This is a genomic window from Pantoea sp. BAV 3049 (assembly GCF_009765445.1).
Classification (GTDB): Bacteria; Pseudomonadota; Gammaproteobacteria; order Enterobacterales; family Enterobacteriaceae; genus Erwinia.
Window position 1 is genome coordinate 4,491,682 of the sequence record NZ_WHOY01000031.1, and the last position, 17,649, is coordinate 4,509,330.

At 55.2% G+C, this 17,649-nt stretch carries 15 protein-coding genes and 1 pseudogene; 11 read left to right on the forward strand and 5 right to left on the reverse strand.

What is annotated here, in order from left to right; all coding sequences use genetic code 11:
• Positions 1-35 precede the first annotated feature (35 nt).
• The 5 genes from GSQ70_RS22220 to GSQ70_RS22240 all read left to right on the forward strand — a co-directional run bounded on the left by GSQ70_RS22220 (position 36) and on the right by GSQ70_RS22240 (position 4,697).
• On the forward strand, positions 36-623 hold the full coding sequence (locus GSQ70_RS22220; RefSeq protein ID WP_158784540.1) for a cupin domain-containing protein: 588 nt from the start codon (positions 36-38) through the stop codon (positions 621-623).
• A gap of 188 nt (positions 624-811) precedes the next feature.
• The gene (locus tag GSQ70_RS22225; RefSeq protein ID WP_158784541.1) at positions 812-2,248 is read left to right on the forward strand and encodes a circularly permuted type 2 ATP-grasp protein; all 1,437 of its coding nucleotides are present in this window, start codon (positions 812-814) and stop codon (positions 2,246-2,248) included.
• Positions 2,242-3,171, forward strand: coding sequence for an alpha-E domain-containing protein (locus GSQ70_RS22230; RefSeq protein ID WP_158784542.1), 930 nt, complete (start codon positions 2,242-2,244; stop codon positions 3,169-3,171). The genes GSQ70_RS22225 and GSQ70_RS22230 overlap by 7 nt, the downstream gene beginning before the upstream one ends.
• Positions 3,168-3,968 carry a transglutaminase family protein gene (locus tag GSQ70_RS22235; RefSeq protein WP_158784543.1) on the forward strand — a complete coding sequence of 267 codons (801 nt, stop codon included), beginning with the start codon at positions 3,168-3,170 and terminating at the stop codon, positions 3,966-3,968. Before GSQ70_RS22230 ends, GSQ70_RS22235 begins: the two co-directional genes overlap by 4 nt.
• 18 nt (positions 3,969-3,986) lie before the next feature.
• Positions 3,987-4,697, forward strand: coding sequence for a proteasome-type protease (locus GSQ70_RS22240; protein WP_158784544.1), 711 nt, complete (start codon positions 3,987-3,989; stop codon positions 4,695-4,697).
• A 19-nt stretch (positions 4,698-4,716) separates the two neighbouring features.
• On the opposite strand, the gene GSQ70_RS22245 is transcribed toward GSQ70_RS22240, so the two are convergent.
• From GSQ70_RS22245 to GSQ70_RS22255, 3 genes are all read right to left on the reverse strand, one after another.
• Complete coding sequence (locus tag GSQ70_RS22245) at positions 4,717-5,925, reverse strand: serine hydrolase (RefSeq protein WP_158784545.1); 1,209 nt, start codon at positions 5,923-5,925, stop codon at positions 4,717-4,719.
• Positions 5,926-6,531: 606 nt separating this feature from the next.
• Complete coding sequence (locus tag GSQ70_RS22250) at positions 6,532-7,260, reverse strand: phosphate/phosphite/phosphonate ABC transporter substrate-binding protein (protein WP_158784546.1); 729 nt, start codon at positions 7,258-7,260, stop codon at positions 6,532-6,534.
• Positions 7,145-8,215 (reverse strand): fatty acid desaturase, encoded by a 1,071-nt coding sequence (locus tag GSQ70_RS22255; RefSeq protein ID WP_158784547.1) that lies wholly within the window; start codon positions 8,213-8,215, stop codon positions 7,145-7,147. Before GSQ70_RS22255 ends, GSQ70_RS22250 begins: the two co-directional genes overlap by 116 nt.
• Positions 8,216-8,556: 341 nt before the next feature.
• On the opposite strand from GSQ70_RS22255, the gene GSQ70_RS22260 reads away from it, so the two are divergent.
• Genes GSQ70_RS22260 through yjiA form a run of 3 tightly spaced genes read left to right on the forward strand, consistent with a single transcriptional unit; the run spans position 8,557 to position 11,953 of the window.
• Positions 8,557-10,710, forward strand: a complete 2,154-nt coding sequence (locus GSQ70_RS22260; protein ID WP_158784548.1) for a carbon starvation CstA family protein — start codon at positions 8,557-8,559, stop codon at positions 10,708-10,710.
• Between the two features lie 48 nt (positions 10,711-10,758).
• Positions 10,759-10,962 (forward strand): YbdD/YjiX family protein, encoded by a 204-nt coding sequence (locus GSQ70_RS22265; protein ID WP_158784549.1) that lies wholly within the window; start codon positions 10,759-10,761, stop codon positions 10,960-10,962.
• Between the two features lie 28 nt (positions 10,963-10,990).
• On the forward strand, positions 10,991-11,953 hold the full coding sequence (gene yjiA, locus GSQ70_RS22270) for a GTPase (protein ID WP_158784550.1): 963 nt from the start codon (positions 10,991-10,993) through the stop codon (positions 11,951-11,953).
• 29 nt (positions 11,954-11,982) lie between these two features.
• Here the strand turns inward: yjiA and btsR are convergent, their stop codons facing one another.
• Together btsR and GSQ70_RS22280 are read right to left on the reverse strand one after the other, a co-directional pair.
• A complete protein-coding gene (gene btsR / locus GSQ70_RS22275) occupies positions 11,983-12,699 on the reverse strand; it encodes a two-component system response regulator BtsR (protein ID WP_158784551.1) in 717 nt (238 codons plus the stop codon).
• Positions 12,693-14,378, reverse strand: a complete 1,686-nt coding sequence (locus tag GSQ70_RS22280) for a sensor histidine kinase (protein WP_158784552.1) — start codon at positions 14,376-14,378, stop codon at positions 12,693-12,695. Before GSQ70_RS22280 ends, btsR begins: the two co-directional genes overlap by 7 nt.
• A gap of 344 nt (positions 14,379-14,722) precedes the next feature.
• Between GSQ70_RS22280 and GSQ70_RS26120 the strand changes: the two are divergent.
• The 3 genes and pseudogenes from GSQ70_RS26120 (at position 14,723) to GSQ70_RS22290 (ending at position 17,501) form a co-directional block, all read left to right on the forward strand.
• Positions 14,723-14,965 (forward strand): annotated as a pseudogene (locus tag GSQ70_RS26120) (hypothetical protein).
• Between the two features lie 70 nt (positions 14,966-15,035).
• Positions 15,036-15,596, forward strand: a complete 561-nt coding sequence (locus GSQ70_RS22285; RefSeq protein WP_158784553.1) for an AlpA family transcriptional regulator — start codon at positions 15,036-15,038, stop codon at positions 15,594-15,596.
• A 156-nt stretch (positions 15,597-15,752) separates the two neighbouring features.
• On the forward strand, positions 15,753-17,501 hold the full coding sequence (locus tag GSQ70_RS22290; protein WP_158784554.1) for a lysophospholipid acyltransferase family protein: 1,749 nt from the start codon (positions 15,753-15,755) through the stop codon (positions 17,499-17,501).
• Positions 17,502-17,649 lie beyond the last annotated feature (148 nt).

Sequence of the window (17,649 nt, forward strand, 5' to 3'; positions counted from 1 at the left end):
CCCTGCTTTACCACCAGACAACAGGAGAGGCCGTTATGTTGCCCCATGCTGGTAGCTTACTCACCATGATGTCTTTTGCCGCCGGAACGTTTTCTGCCGGTGCATCATCCAACCCGCAATATATGACCTTCCAGCCTGCCAGCGGCGTGCCCAATAACCCACTGCCGCTGATTATCTATCCGATGGTTGTGCCGCGAGAAGAGGAAGATATCGCCCGCTATTTTGAAGACCTGTTTGCCCGCAATCAGTGGCTGCCGCGCTGGCGCTATCCTGTTTACCCCTACACTCACTATCACCCGAATACCCATGAGCTGCTTGGCGTGGGGGCCGGCTGGGCGCAGATCCTGTTTGGCGGCGAAACCGGTCGGGCAGTGACGCTGCATGCTGGCGATGCGGTGCTGATCCCGGCTGGCGTGGGGCATCAGCAACTGGCCGCCAGCGATGACTTCTTTGCCGTTGGGGCTTACCCGCGCGGCATGATGCCCGAAACCCTTCGTGACGAGCAGGAGAGGGTGAACCAGTCTATCGTAGAGATTAAACGTGTGCCGATGCCGCAACAGGACCCAATCACCGGCGGCGAAGGAGCCGTCACTGAAATCTGGCACCCATTAGCTAACGACTAAAACCTGCTGCGGAACGCACTGTCATGGTGCGTTCCCCTTTCTGCGCTTTCTTCAGGGACAATATCCACCCGTTCTGACAGCCCCGTGGCCTGCAGTATCGCTTGCGTGCCGGCCTCTCATCACGGGTAATCGTGCTGGCACGCTTTGTGCAGATCTCTGATGGGTTCACCGACAGTGGAAGGGAAATCATGAATCAAGGCTATGAATCAGCTTCAGGCTTTTATGATGAAATGCTGCTGGGCGATGGCCAGTATCGCCAGCATTATCGCGACTACTGGCACTGGTTGAAGCAGGCTGATCAGGAGGCCTTCGCCCGCAAGCGGGAAGAGGCCGAACTGCTGTTTCACCGCGTTGGTATCACTTTCAATGTCTACGGACAGGATGGGGGGGCCGAACGCCTGATCCCTTTCGACAGCGTCCCGCGCATTATCCCTGGCAGCGAATGGGTGATGCTGGACAAAGGCATCCGCCAGCGGGTGCAGGCTCTCAACGCATTCCTTCACGATATCTACCACGAGCAGCACATTCTGAAAGCGGGGATCGTCCCGGCGGAGCAGGTGCTGGTTAACGATCAGTATCAACCCTGTATGCAGGGGCTGAACCTGCATCGCGATATTTACGCGCACATTTGTGGCGTGGATATGGTGCGCAACAGCGATGGCGAATACTACGTTCTGGAGGACAATCTGCGCACGCCATCCGGCGTTTCCTACATGCTGGAAAACCGCAAAATGATGATGCGTCTTTACCCGGAGCTGTTTGCGCAGCAGCGCATTGCGCCGGTGGAGCGCTATCCGTCGCATCTGTTGCAGACGCTGCGGGAAAGCTCGCCGGTGAACGATCCGGTGGTGGTTGTGCTGACACCAGGCCGCTTTAACAGCGCCTACTTTGAGCACAGCTTCCTGGCGCAGCAGATGGGCGTGGAGCTGGTGGAAAGTGCTGACCTGTTTGTGAAAGATGGGGCAGTGATGATGCGCACCACTGCCGGACCGTGCAAAGTCGATGTTATCTACCGTCGCGTGGACGATGCCTTCCTCGATCCGCTGGCTTTCCGTGCGGACTCTATGCTCGGCGTGCCGGGGCTGCTCTCCGTTTATCGTGCCGGAAATGTGGTGCTGGCTAATGCCATAGGCACCGGCGTGGCGGACGATAAATCCATCTATCCTTACGTACCGGATATGGTGAAGTTCTATCTCTCCGAAGAGCCAATCCTGAATAATGTCCCGACCTGGCAATGCCGCCGTCCCGATGAGCTTTCATGGGTACTCGCTAACCTGCCACAACTGGTGGTGAAAGAGGTTCACGGCGCAGGGGGCTATGGCATGCTGATTGGCCCCGTAGCCAGCAAGCAGCAGTTAGAAGAGTTTCGCGCGCGGCTGTTAGCCCGGCCACAAAACTACATTGCCCAGAACACGCTGGCGCTCTCCACCTGCCCGACATTTGTGGAGCAGGGGCTGGCACCCCGGCATATCGATTTGCGTCCGTTTGCCCTCAGCGGAGCGGAAATCCGCCTGGTGCCGGGGGGCCTGACACGTGTGGCACTGACGGAAGGTTCGCTGGTAGTGAACTCATCGCAGGGCGGCGGCACCAAGGATACCTGGGTTCTGGAGGATGACGCATGCTGAGTCGCACGGCCAGTGGCCTGTACTGGATGGCCCGCTATTTAGAGCGTGCCGAAAACATTGCCCGCGTGCTGGACGTCACCAACCGGCTATCGCTGATGCCGGTTCGCAGCAGCCATGATGACGAGCTGCGGGTACCGCTGAATCTCACCAGCACTGGCGAACTGTTCTGGACGTTAAATGACAAGCTGGCAATGCCACAGTTGTTCAGCTTTTTTGTCCTCGACGATCGTAACCCCGGCAGTATTTTCAGCTGCTGGGAATCCGCCTGGAACAACGCCCATGCGGTGCGTGGCAGCCTCTCGTCCGAAGTGTGGGAGAGCATCAACTCCAGCTGGATAGAGCTGAGGAAACTGCGGCGCAAAGGGATCAACAGCAGCGGAGCGGATGCTTTTTTTGACTGGGTAAAAGAGCGTTCGCATCTGTTTCGCGGCGCGATGTTTGGCACGCTGATGCGTGGTGATGCGATGAGCTTTATTCGCCTCGGTACGCTGCTGGAGCGGGCCGACTGCACGGCGAGGCTGCTGGATGTCACGCGCTATCTCACCGAGCAGGACGAAGATTCGGTGCGGGAATATTACCGCCTCGACACGCTGCTGCGTTCCGTTTCCGCCCGCGAGGCCTATCACACCATTTACAAACAGCAACTGGCCAGCGACAGCGTATCTGAAATGCTGATCCTCCGTGAGGAAAGCCCACGATCGCTGCGATCCTGTGTTGAAGAGATTGGCAATCAGCTGGATTTGATCGGCAGCAGTGGCGAAAACCGTCCCCGCCTGCTGCTTACCGTACTGCATGCCGAACTGCGCTTTAGCAGTTATGAGTCGCTGGTCAGCAAAGGGTTGCACAGCTGGTTACAGCACTTCCTCGCCGAGCTGAGCGACATTGCCGGCAGCATTCAACAGACATACCTGGAGGCCAAATGAAACTGGATATCGCCCACAAGACCTGCTTCAGCTACCAGAATCTGGTGAAACAAAGCACCCAATACCTGCGCCTTACGCCGCAGGATTCTATCCATCAGCACGTTCTCTCCTGGGATCTGTTGCTGCCTGCGCAGGCGATCTGCACCACTGATACCTTTGGCAACGTGCTCCACGTGCTGACGCTGGACACGCCACATCAGTCGATTGAAATTGAGGCCCGTGGCGTGGTGGAAATCCTTGATGAAGGAGGTACCGCTCCCGATCCGGACAGCACGCTGTCGCCGCTGGTATTTCTGCGAATCACGTCATTAACCCAGCCTGATCGGGCGATAGCTGAGTTTGCCTTGCGCTATTATCGTCCTGAAGCGCCGCTGGCGAGCCTCGAACGCCTGATGGGTGAGCTGCTGCTGAAAATGCCTTATCAGCCGGGCAGCACGATGGTTACCGATACCGCTGCGAAAGTCTTTGCGGCCGGAACCGGGGTTTGCCAGGATCACAGTCATGTGTTCCTGGCCTGTTGCCGCAGCCTGCATATCCCTGCTCGCTATGTGAGCGGTTATCTTTATACTGACACCGTGGAGCATGTGGCGACCCATGCCTGGGTGGAAGCCTGGGTGGACGGCAGCTGGCACAGTTTCGATATTACCAATAACACCCGCAGTACCCGTCAGCACCTGAAGCTGGCGGTCGGGGTGGATTATATGGATGCCTGCCCGGTAAGAGGCATGCGGCTGGGTGGCGGAAGTGAAGACATGTTGGCAGTGGCTGCGGTGCAACTGGTGAATTCGCAGCAGTAAATTTTAATCGGGCAAACTATGACTTACTGTGTGGCAATGCGTTTATCGTCAGGGATGATTTTCGTTTCTGACTCCCGTACCAATGCGGGAGTTGACCATATTTCGTCGTTTCGTAAGCTGCATGTTTTTCAGCAGGAAGATGAGCGGATGCTGGTGCTGCAAAGCGCGGGTAATCTGGCCACCACGCAAAGCGCCCTGAGCCTGCTGCGGCGGGGTTGTTCCGAGCCCGAAAAGCCCAACCTGATGAATTGTACCAACATGTACGATGTGGCCCTGCTGGTGGGGGAGACGCTGCGTGAGGTGATTAAGCGCGACGGCGAAGAGTTTGGCGGCACGCTGATGCTGGGAGGCCAGATCAAAGGCGAGGAGCCTCGGCTGTTCCAGATCTACCCGCAGGGTAATTTCATTGAGGCGAGCACCGACACGCCCTATTTCCAGATTGGTGAAAGCAAATACGGCAAGCCGATTATCGACCGGGTGCTGCGCTTTGACACGCCGCTGGATCAGGCGATGCAGTGCGCGCTGATTTCAATGGATTCGACTCTGGCGAGTAACATTTCGGTCGGGCTGCCGCTGGACGTGATGATGTACCACTCCGACAGCTTCAGCACGGCACAGCAGTACCATATCACCGAAAAGCATCCTTATTTTTCCCAAATCCGCCAGCTCTGGAGTTCGGGACTGCTCAGCGTCTTTGCCCAACTGCCTCCTTTGCAGCTCGACGAATAAATTCTTCCGGCCACCCGGGTTATTGGCACTTTTCAGGGTGGTCCTGGCTTTCCGCCATGCGCAGCAGCATGCGGTGGCCGATATCGTTATCCCAGTTAAAACTGTTTTGCAGCACCACGATAGCCGTCTGGTGCTTCAGATCCATCCCGATATAACTGGCGAATCCGCCGATAAAACCAGACTGATAAAGAATACTCTGGCCGTTGATATTGTTGCTGAGCCACGCCAGCGCGGAAGAGTCGTTTTGCGCTTCTTTAAAACGGATGGTGGTGGCATCTGCAAAGGCGCGATCCAGTGCAGCATCACCGCTGCCGTGCAGATGGGCATCCAGCCAGGTCAGCAGATCGTCAGCGCTGGACCACAGCGAGGCCGCACCCACCATGTAGCCGGAGAAATGCCAGTCCGGCACCACTTCTCCGCGTTTCACAAACTTCGGTTGATCCCCCGCATGGCCTCTGGCCCGCAGCGCGTAACCCGGTAGTTTTTCCGGCTGGTAGCCCGTGTGTTCCATCCGCAGTGGTGCAAGGATCTGCTGGCTGGCAATAGTCTGCGGCGGCTGTCCGCTGTGCTTTGTCACCACGTAATCCAGAATGGAATAGCCGAGGTTTGAATACACCACCGAGCGCCGGGATGGCCGCTCAAAATCCTGCAGATAACCGAGGAAATCACCGTTATCCAGGTCGTCATAAAAAGGTTGACCGGTAAAGAGATAGTCGGTTAACTTGCGCAGCATATGCAGGGTCGTCATCTGGCGCGGCAGGCCGGAAGTATGGGTGGCGAGCTGTAGCAGGGTAATCTGGCTGGCATCTTTGCTCAGCGGCACCTGGTTGCCGAGCAGGCTGCCCAGCGTGCTGTTCCAGCTCAATTTGCCCTGATCCACCAGCAGCGCGGCACTCTCTGCGGTAAATCCTTTGGTCACCGAACCGACGGCAAACAGCGTGTCGCCGTTCACGGCAATGCGGCGGTTGTTATCGGTAAAACCATAGCTGAACACCTGCCGCTGGCGGTCGGGCTGCAGAATCGCCACCACAATTCCCGGCGTGTGATGCTGGGCAATCAGTGGTTCGGCGAGGGCATCAATCTGCTGTTTCAGAGGGACGTGACAGGTCGCTTTCAGGCTGGCCTGAGGAGAGAGATCGATACTGTTGCTGGACAGTGAGGCACAGCCACTGAGCAGTAAGGAAAGCAGCACGGCAGTGGGAAGCGTATTTTTATAACAGAGAGCCATACTGATAATTTCAACTGCCGCGTGGTATGTAGCATTAAAAGCAGAATATAAGCGGAGGCAAGCCACGAAGCAAGCATTTGCAACTGCGGGAGTTCAATCTGTTGTGAACGCATTTGTGTTATCGAACCCATATTCACTAAAAATACCGAAAATCACTTATTCCCTTTTTATTTGTGAGGGTAAGTTAGTGGTGGATTAACAAAACGGAGTTTGTTTGTGACGTGGGAATACGATCAATATAGCGGTGAAATCAGGAACAAACACATTTGGTTGCAGCGCTTTTCTTATTCATGGCGATAATTCTCAAACAGTTGGCAATAGTTAAGAAGGTTGCATCGTTATTAATGGGGCGCATTTAAAGAAGACTATTGTTACATCCGGTGACACTATGCGGGTGGCCAGATGAAAATTATTATTATGTTTCTTTTTTATGTTGTTTTTGTTGTGCTGTAGCAGCACAACAAACTTTATCGCGCAGTGACCACTGGCCAGACGTTAAAAAGGTCGAATTAAAATTTTATCGTATCAACGCGGCTGGTCAGGAGGTTAATTATTTCAATCACTCTGTTGGAGAACGTTAGGGTGGTTAATATTTTGCCAATAGTTTTAGTTAAAAATGACCTGCCACTTCTCGCGTGGCAATACGGTGAAGCCGGTAATCATCAACGCTGAGAGCAGGGCGCTGTTGGCGGGATCGGCCACCGTTTTCCGCAGGCCGTTGCGCAGCGCTTCGACCGTTGTGGCAGGCGTCTGAGCAGACGTTATCAGCGGCAGGCCGGGAACGCTGGCGGTTTGGCCGATGATTTTCAGGCCGCTGAGCTCCTGAGGAAAATCCCGCAGCAGCAGCGCCCAGGAGATGCAGTCGATGGCGGCAATATCAGCTTCGCCGCGTCGCAGCAGGGCCACAGAAGAGCGATGTCCGCCCGAGGCGACGGTGCGGGAGAAAAAGGCCGGACCACCGGTCATCTTCATTATGCTGTTGTAACCAGACTGGGAGTCGGAGCTGTTAAATGCCAGCACCTGCCCGCGAAACTGTTCCAGCACATCCTGACCATCCTCGCGAACCACCAGCCAGCTTCGGTAGTTGGCTCCTTCACATCCCGGGGCTGAAAAGAGAAAAGCGCCTACGACCTGAACATCCGGCAGCGTGGTCATCAGCGGAAAACCGCAGGTCTGGCTCAGCAGCAGATCGGTACGCTGCCAGTGCGGCAGCAGGGGATCAGGCCAGCTCAGTGTGGCTGGCAGGGACGGAGAAGGGATCGCCGCTTTCAGCCGCTGCCAGAAAGCTTCCACCGTCTGCGGGCTGAAGGGGTACATCGGCAGTGATACTGTCATTATCGCTCCTGAACGGGTCGGCAAAAGGGTGAACATTGACCTCGACCGGCGTGAACAGATGCGCTTTAAGCAGGGTGCCGTAGCCGTTGACCACAAAGCCTTCGCTGCGCTGCTGATACTTCTCTCTGTCCGCCAGATACACTTCACGCAGGCCATACCAGGGCAAGCCTGGCAGGTCGTGATGTACCAGATGATAGTTCAGATTCATAAACAGCAGCCGCCAGAATGGCCCGGCCTCGTTCAGCGCCGAGCGAGCTTCAGGATGTTCTTCCGCGCGATGCTCATAGAACGAGCGAATTTTGGTCAGGCTCAGGCCGGGATAACCGACCGCCAGCAAATACCACAGCGTTGAAATGCCATGCAGGTGTAGCCAGTAAAACACGCCTGCCAACAGCACCGCGTGGTTCAGCCACATCAGCTGTTCGCGCCGGTCGCCGTTGCGCATTTTGCTCAGTGCATCTTTCGCCGTTCCGATGATATCCAGCAACGGACCAAGCAGCACGCGACCCGCCAGCGTATTGCGCACAGCGGCTAGCAGTGGGAACAGGCGGGGATAGCGCTGCCATTGCTGCGCGCTGTAATAGTAAGTCTCAGGATCGTAATCCGGCAGCGTCAGGTGCTCATTACGGTGATGCTGCAGGTGTGAATCCCGATACAGTCGATACGGATACCAAATCGCCAGCGGAAGCTGTCCCAGCAGCTGATTCACTCTGGCCCAGCGTGTGGGATGTCCGTGGATCAACTCATGCTGCAGCGACATATACCAGGCGGTCACCAGTATCATCAGCGGCGTGGCGCTGAGCGCCCCCAGCCACTGCCAGGCCGCGACCAGCCCAAACCAGCCACCATAAACGCATGCCATCACGCACCAGGTCGGCAATTCGCTGCGCCAGATCCAGTGTGATGACCGCAGCTTAATCGCCGCGCGCTGTTGTGCGTTCAGATAGTGGGCCATAAATAAACTCCCGGAAAAGGAGGGTTCAGTATGCATGTCGGCTGAAACGGGTGGAAATAGCGAAAACGGCTGAGGTTATGCCTGGAATGCAACAGGGAATTAATGTGAGGGCGGTCAAATATTCAACCTGCTGAATAACGATGAAAAACCGCTGATCACGGTAGGGCACCGCTCAGCCCGGCAAAACAACCGCTCAGCTATTTTTTCTCCTGCGGGGTTCTAAAGTTAGCCAACATAGAGACGGTCTGGTTCAGCCGCTTACCGCTGTATAACCGTGTTTTAACGCTGACCAGGCAGGGCTCGTCGTTTTGTCTCTTCTCTGACATCAGGCATTGCAAATTATGAACAATAAAAAACTGCTCCGGCATCTGCCCTGGGCGATCATCGGCATCCTTGGAGCCTTCTGTCTGGCCACTGTCGCCCTGCGCCGCGGGGAACACGTCAGTGCATTGTGGGTTGTGGTGGCATCTGTTTCTGTCTATCTGGTGGCCTACCGCTATTACAGCCTCTACATCGCGCAAAAAGTGATGAAGCTGGACCCCACGCGCGCCACGCCAGCCGTGATTAACAATGACGGGCTGAACTACGTTCCCACCAATAAATTTGTGCTGTTTGGTCACCATTTCGCGGCGATTGCCGGAGCGGGTCCGCTGGTGGGGCCGGTGCTGGCGGCGCAAATGGGTTACCTGCCTGGCGTGCTGTGGCTGCTGGCGGGGGTTGTACTGGCCGGGGCGGTGCAGGACTTTATGGTGTTGTTTATCTCTTCCCGCCGTAACGGTGCGTCGCTGGGCGAGATGGTAAAAGAAGAGATGGGGCCGGTGCCGGGAACGATTGCCCTGTTTGGCTGCTTCATCATTATGATTATTATCCTGGCCGTGCTTGCATTGATTGTGGTGAAAGCGCTGGCCGAAAGTCCCTGGGGCGTGTTTACCGTTTGTTCGACCGTGCCCATCGCGCTCTTTATGGGGGTGTATATGCGTTTCCTCCGGCCAGGGCGGGTCGGTGAAATCTCCGTTATCGGCATTTTGTTGCTGGTCGCTTCCATCTGGTTTGGCGGCGTGATTGCCCACGATCCTTACTGGGGCCCAGCTCTGACATTTAAAGACACCACCATCACCTTTACGCTGATTGGTTATGCGTTTGTCTCGGCACTGCTGCCGGTCTGGCTGATTCTGGCACCGCGTGACTACCTGGCTACCTTCCTGAAAATCGGGGTGATTATCGGGCTTGCGCTGGGCATTATTATCCTCAACCCTGACCTGAAAATGCCCGCGCTGACCCAGTACATTGATGGCACCGGGCCATTGTGGAAGGGAGCGCTGTTCCCGTTCCTGTTTATCACTATTGCCTGTGGTGCGGTCTCTGGCTTCCATGCCCTGATCGCCTCCGGGACCACGCCAAAACTGCTGGCCTTTGAAACCGAAGCGCGGTTTATCGGTTATGGCGCGATGCTGATGGAATCTTTTGTGGCGGTGATGGCGCTGGTTGCGGCCTCAATTATTGAACCGGGTCTCTACTTTGCCATGAACACTCCGCCAGCCGGGTTGGGCATCACTATGCCTAACCTGCACGAACTGGGGGGAGCGAATGCACCGGCGATTATGGCGCAGCTGCATGACGTTACGGCTCAGGCGGCGGCCACCGTCAGTTCATGGGGTTTTGTCATTTCTCCTGAGCAAATCATGCAGACTGCCAAAGACATTGGTGAACCTTCAGTGATGAACCGTGCCGGCGGTGCGCCAACGCTGGCGGTGGGGATTGCGATGGTGTTCCACAGGATCGTACCGGTGGCGGATATGGGCTTCTGGTACCACTTTGGCATCCTGTTTGAAGCGCTGTTTATCCTGACCGCGCTGGATGCGGGCACCCGTTCCGGGCGCTTTATGTTACAGGATTTGCTGGGGAACTTTATCCCGTTCCTGAAGAAGACTGACTCGCTGGTGGCGGGGGTAATCGGTACCGCTGGCTGTGTGGGGCTATGGGGCTATCTGCTGTATCAGGGCGTGGTCGACCCGCTGGGTGGGGTGAAAAGCCTGTGGCCGCTGTTCGGGATTTCGAACCAGATGCTGGCGGCTGTAGCGCTGGTGCTGGTGACGGTGATCCTGATTAAAATGAAGCGTACCCGCTATATCTGGGTCACCGTGCTGCCAGCCAGCTGGCTGCTGATTTGCACCACCTGGGCGCTGGGCATGAAGCTGTTCAGCAGCAGGCCAGAGATGGAAGGTTTCTTCTACATGGCGCGGGAATACAAAGCCCGTGTCGCCGCCGGTGGCGCGGATTTGACCGCTCAGCAGGTAGCGAACATGAATCATATCGTGATCAATAACTACACTAACGCAGGCCTGAGCATTCTCTTCCTCGTGGTGGTGTACAGTATCATTTTCTACGGTATTCGCGCCGCGATGAAGTCCGCCCGTTCCACTCAGCGAACGGACAAAGAGACGCCGTACGTTGCCATCCCGGAGGAGGGGGTGAAAATCTCCTCCGGCCACTGATAATAATGCCAGCCCCACTTCGGTGGGGCGTTAACGTCAGGAACTTTTATGTTCGGAAATTTAGGCGAAGCCACCAAATATCTGGGTCAGGCGGCCAGAATGCTGATCGGCATTCCGGATTACGACACTTACGTTCAGCATATGCAGACCAACCATCCGGACCAGCCGGTAATGACTTACAACGAATTTTTCCGTGAACGTCAGCAGGCCCGATACGGCGGTGACGGCAAAGGCGGCATGCGCTGTTGCTGAAGTAATAGCTTAAAGGGAGGGGGAAAACGTGGCTCAAATTTTCGTTACGGTATTAACCGGATTTTTAGGGGCAGGGAAAACCACGCTGTTGCGCCATATTCTTGATGAACAGCATGGCTACCAGATAGCGGTGATTGAGAATGAATTTGGCGAAGTCCCGCTGGACGATCAGCTGGTCGGCGATCGGGCGACGCAGCTCAGAACGCTGAGCAACGGCTGTATCTGCTGCACCCGCTCCGGTGAGCTGGAAGAGACGCTGCTGGATCTGCTCGACGAGCTGGATAAAGGTGAGGTCAGCTTTGATCGTCTGATCATTGAGTGCACCGGCATGGCCGATCCCGGGCCGGTAATCCAGGCATTTTTCACCCATGAAACAATCTGTCAACGCTACCTGCTGGACGGGGTCATTACCCTCGTTGATGCCGTGCATGCTCAGCAGCAGCTCGATAAATTCCCCATTGCCCAGTCACAGGTTGGCTATGCTGACCGTCTGCTACTGACCAAAACGGATGTTGCCCCGGACAGCTGTGAGCTGACAGGGCGGTTGCAGCGCATTAATGCTCGTGCGCCAGTTCACCCGGTGATTAACGGTGAGATCGACCCGGCACTGTTGTTCAACACCCGTGGGTTCATGCTGGAAGAAGAGGTGGTGTCGGGCAGTCGGAGTTTCCATTTCATCCCGCAGCAGCAAAACCAGATATCTTCAATTGTGGTGGAGTTTGATTATCCGCTGGTGCTGGGAGAAGTCTCTGACGTGATGGAGGGGCTGCTGCTGAGTTTTGCCGATAAGCTCCTGCGCTACAAAGGGATGTTATGGATCGCTGGCGAGCCTAAGCGCCTGTTATTTCAGGGCGTGCAGCGCCTTTACAGCGCCGACTGGGATCGCGAATGGCAGCCAGAAGAGACGCAAAAAAGCCAACTGGTGTTTATCGGTATCCAGCTTCCGGAAGCTGAAATCCGCCAGGCTTTTGCCGCGCTGCGACATGAATAACCGGTATGACAGCTTTTCTGTCTGGGGTGTTAAAGCCCCAGACTTTTTTTCAGCGGCTTAAGATAACGGCGGCTGACCGGTACGGTCAGGCCACTGCGTAACAGCAGCTCCGCCTGGCCGTTATCTTCCAGACGGATCTCCTGCAACTGCGCCATATTAACCAGATACTGGCGATGGCAGCGCAGCAGGGAGGTCCGGCTTTCCAGCGTGCGAAGCGTTAATTCCGTCAGCCCCTCTTTACCCTGATTATTGGTGACATAAATACCGCTCAGGCGACTGCTGACGAAAGCCACTTCCTCCATCTGCAACAGATAAATGCGGCTGTGTCCGCTGCAGGGTATAAATTGCAGTGGCTGGCTTTCCTGTAATGCTGTCATGTTCTGGGGGATCTGTTGCTGGCGCAGGCGGGAGAGGGTTTTCGCCAGCCTTTCAGCGGTCAGTGGCTTCAGCAAATAGTCAAAAGCATGCTCTTCAAACGCCTGCACCGCGTACTCATCAAAAGCGGTCAGAAATACAATATAAGGGCGATGATCGTCATCCAGCATGCCCACCATCTCCAGCCCGTTGATGCGCGGCATCTGGATATCCACAAACAGGACGTCCGGCTCCAGACGGTGCACTGCACCAATGGCTTCCACAGCGTTGCCGCACTCGCCCACCACGGTAATATCGCTTTCAACCTGCAGCAGGATCCGCAGATTTTCCCGCGCCAGCGGTTCGTCATCCACAATCAGTACTTTCAGCATGACTCCTCCAGTGGCAGGCGCAGGCTGATACGGGTGAACCGATCCTCCTCACAGCGGATACTGATGCCGTAGCTGTCGCCAAACTGCGCCCGTAAACGTTTATCCACTAAACTCATCCCTAATCCGTTGCTGTTAGTTTGCGGCGGATACAGACCCGCATTATCTTCAATAGTCAGCACCAGATGCCCCTCCTCCTGCCTTGCCTGAATGAAAATTTCACCTTTGCCGAGCAGTTGTGAAGTCCCGTGCTTGATTGCATTTTCAACCAGTGGCTGCAGGCTGAAGGCGGGAAGCCGGTGATGTGCCAGTCCGGGAGGGATCTGAAGCCGCACGGTCAGCTGTGTCTGAAAGCGCGCTTTTTCAATCTGCAAATAAGCATTCACATGCTCAATTTCATCGGCCAGCGTCACCACCTCCGACGGCCGCTTAAGGTTTTTACGGAAGAAGGTCGACAGATCCTGTACCAGCAGCCCGGCCTGCTGCTGATCGCGGCGGATCACCGCCAGCAGCGTATTCAGCGCATTGAACAGGAAGTGAGGATTGACCTGAGCATGCAGTAGCTTGATCTCGGACTGAGTCAGCAGCGCTTTTTGTTGCTCATATTTACCGGCCAGGATCTGGGCTGACAGCAGTTGGGCGATCCCTTCGCCCAGCGTGCGATTGATGGAGCTGAACAGGCGGTTTTTGGCTTCGTACAGTTTGATCGTGCCAATTACACGCTGATTTTCACCGCGCAGCGGGATCACCAGCGTGGAACCCAGCTTGCAGCCCGGATGGATCGAACAGCTGTAAGGGACTTCGTTTCCATCAGCGTAAACCACCTCGCCGGTTTCAATCGCGCGAAGGGTATAGGCTGAAGAAATCAGTTTACCGGGCAGATGGTGGTCATCGCCGGTGCCGGTAAAGGCCAGTAATTTTTCCCGGTCGGTGATGGCAACGGCCCCGGTTTTCAGCTCGGAGTAGAGTACCTGTGCCACTTTCAGGCTGTTCTCTTCGTTAAACCCCTGTCGCAGGATCCCCTCAGTAGACGCAGCTACCTTCAGCGCGACCGCAGAAAAAGCCGAAGTATACTTTTCAAACATCGCACGCTTATCCAGCAGGATGCGCATAAACATAGCGGCACCCAGCGAATTGGTGACCATCATCGGCGCAGCGATGCTCTGAACCAGATGCAGGGCATCCTGAAAGGGGCGGGCGATCAACAAAATAATGGCCATTTGCACCAGTTCGGCCACAAAGGTGATAAAGCCCGCGGTCAAAGGGCTGAACACTTTATCGCTGCGTCCCATTCTGAACAGCAAGCTGTGCATCAGCCCTCCCAGCAGCCCTTCGGTAATAGTGGAGATCATGCAGCTGAGAGCCGTCATTCCGCCGAGGGAGTAGCGGTGCAATCCGCCCGTCAGTCCCACCAGCCCGCCGACTACCGGGCCGCCCAGCAGCCCACCGATAACGGCTCCGATGGCGCGAGTATTGGCGATGGAGTCCTCAATATGGAGCCCGAAATAAGTCCCCATAATGCAAAAAAAGGAGAAGGTGATATAGCAAAGCAACTTATGCGGCAGGCGCACCGTCACCTGCATCAGTGGAATAAACAGGCGGGTTTTGCTCATCAGCCAGGCGATGACCAGAAACACGCACATCTGCTGTAACAGCAGCAAAATCAGATTCATTTCGTACATTGCCCGGATCACGCTTGCCGAAAAGACGAAACATACGCTGAAATCGCCGCAAAAGGGGCCTGAGGCGGGATAAAAATACTGAATCGTGATCTGAGTCGTGAATGCCAATTCACTTCTGACACTGTTGCGTGTTCTTTCTGATGACGATACGCAAAAGAAAAATTAAACCCCCTTTTGGGGCTGCATTCCAGACTGGAAAATCCTCAATGCCTGTTACTTTGTACCCTGAACGCCGGTGCTGATAAGGCAACGGAAGGGACTGAACGGGTCAGCAGTCAACGTTCGGATTAATGTGTTGATGAATGTCAACTGTGCGGTTAGTGTACACAAATGGCAGGGAGCTGATGACTAAGCAACATACAGACAAGCAGATTCAGGCGGCCATTGAATTTGTCAGATAACATGGCTGGGTGCTGATCGATGCGGGGAGATCCGCGCATTGTTTCGCCAAACTTCGTTGTGGAATTGCCGGGCACCGGGAGCACATGATGAGCATCTGGTCGACGCCAGCGAATCCCGAAAATCATGCGAAACAGATCGTCAGAAAAGTCAGGCAGTGTTCGCCTTTCAGGCAGGAAGAAGGCTGACGGTTATTGCGGACAGGAGTTGTGTCGCTGTCTTTTGGTTTGAGCGAACAAACAAGAGAAGGAGATTCATATGGCGCTCTGGAATTTTACCCTGGTGCTGTCAGGTGTAACGTCGGAAACACAGGGACTGGAAGATTCACTGTACAACGCAGGTTGTAATGATGCGTTGGTCTGTCTTTATGGCACCGCCGTTTATCTGGACTTCGACCGGGAAGCGGCCAGTCTGACTGACGCTGTTGCCAGCGCAATCCGCAACATTGAAGGTGCCGGGATTGGTGCCAGAGTAGAGTCAGTGGATTCGGTTCTGGTAGGGTTGAGCGATATTGCGGAACTGACGGAAATGTCCCGCCAGGCGATAGCCCTGTTAAAAGAAGGCACGCGCGGCAAAGGTGATTTTCCCAATCCAGTGCAGCGTATCAAAGGGCAATCACCGTTGTGGAGCTGGGCCGAAGTGGCGGAGTGGCTGGTTAACAGTGGGCGGATGTCGGCGGATAATCCGCTGACTCAAAATGCGCGGGAGCTGGAGCAGTGGAACCTGGCCCTGCGCATTCGCGCTTCAAAAGCCGCTAACAAAGTGGAGGAAAGGGTTCAATTTCTGGCCTGCCCGGGGCAGCTTTTCTCCAGAGTCTGAAGTCTGCTCTGCCTTAATCGGGCACCGGATGTTGAGGCATCAGTGTCCGATTAAGCTGTCATATTCGCTGTAACAATCTTCATTCCGTAACGTGTTTGCCATGAAATCTTCATTCAGGCTCTTTACTGTCGCGATAAAACACCCGGAGAGAAGCCTGTGTTTACTATTGAAACAGTTTTAGACGACCTCTGCCCGCAACGACATACGCCTTCCTGGCAAAAATCCATTCTGAGAGTTCTGCTCCGCGAAAAAGAGTTCCAGCTATTTAACCAGCGTCACCGACACCTGAAAGGGCTGGATATGGTGGAGCAGGTGCTGGAGTATCTCGATATTCGCTGTGAGCTGAGCGAACGTGACCTGGAACAGATCCCCAGTCAGGGGCCGGTGGTGATCGTGGCAAACCATCCTCTCGGCACGCTGGACGGTCTGGCGCTGTTGCATGCGGTTTCACAGGTGCGTCGCGACGTAAAAATTATCACCAATCGTCTGCTGAATTGTCTGGAGTCTCTCTCCAGCCTGATGGTTCCCGTCGATAATATGGGTAACCGCACCAATCGCCTGCAGCTGGCGGCGATGCAGGAACAGCTGGAAAATCAGGGCGTATTGATCTTCTTCCCGGCGGGTGAAGTTTCCCGTTTTGGCAGCAAAGGCGTGAAGGACGGCAAGTGGAGTCATGGTTTTGTCCGCCTTGCTGCCCGCTGCCGTGCTCCGGTTGTGCCTATCCACGTCGGTGGCAGCAACAGCGCGCTGTTTTATCTGACCTCCTTCGTTTACCGGCCGCTGTCGATGCTGTTGCTGGTGCGCGAAATGTTCAAAAATCGCGGTGCGCGATTGAAACTAAAAATAGGCGCACGCATTCCTTACTCCAGCTGGCACGATGGCCATACTCCGGCCAAAGAGCTTGCCGCACGCTTTCGCCGTCATCTCTATCGCATGGCGCACGGCAAATCAGCATTGTTTCAGACCGAACCCGCTATTGCCCGGGTGGAAGATCGTGCGGTACTGAAAAAAGCACTGGCTGGTTGTGAGGTGCTGGGACAGACCGCTGATGGTAAAATAATCTACCTCTGGCGTCGCAATGGTGAAGACTATGTGCCGATCCTGCGCGAATTGGGGCGTCTGCGTGAAATTGCCTTCCGCGCCGTGGGTGAGGGCAGCGGCAGACGTCGCGATCTGGATGATTACGATGACGACTATTATCACCTGATCCTTTGGGATGAAGAGGCGCTGGATATCGTCGGCGCTTATCGTTTCCTGCCCACCGCCGAACAGCTGGAGAAGAAAGGTCTGGACGGCATCTACAGCCACAGCCTGTTCCACTACGACCACCAGATGTACCCGGTGCTGGAGCAGGGTATTGAACTGGGGCGCAGCTTTATCCAGCCGGCATATTGGGGTAAACGCGGCCTGGATTATCTCTGGCTGGGCATCGGTGCTTATCTGGCGAAGTATCCACAATACCGCTACCTGTTTGGTCCGGTTTCAATCTCCGGTGGCCTGCCGTTGGCGGCCCGCGACCTGCTGGTGGCCTTTTATCGACTCTATTTCTCTCCGGCCCTGCCTCTGGCCACTTCCAGACGACCTTATCCGGCTTCATTGCCTGATGTACTGGCTCAGTTTTCCGGTGATGATTATCAGGAAGATCTGCGACGACTGAAGCGAATGCTTAACAATCTCGGTACCGGCATTCCCCCTCTTTACAAGCAGTATTCAGAACTGTGCGAACCCGGTGGCGTGCAATTTATCGACTTCGGCAGCGATCCTGATTTCAACAACTGCATCGACGGGTTAGTGGTGGTCGATCTGCTGCAACTTAAGGCCAGTCGTTTTGGGCGTTATATCGCCGTTCACCAGACTCCATTAGTGCCAGAAGACTCAGTATTGCCAGCGGAATCGCAATTTTAAGTTTCTAATTTATTGTTTAAAAACATATTTATCGGACTATTACTCTCAGGCTAATATTTTATCAGGGTGATTAATTGATCGATCACCGATCCGGGTACAGACTTCATCTCAGAACATAACGCTATCTCATGATAGGTTTACAGGAGGT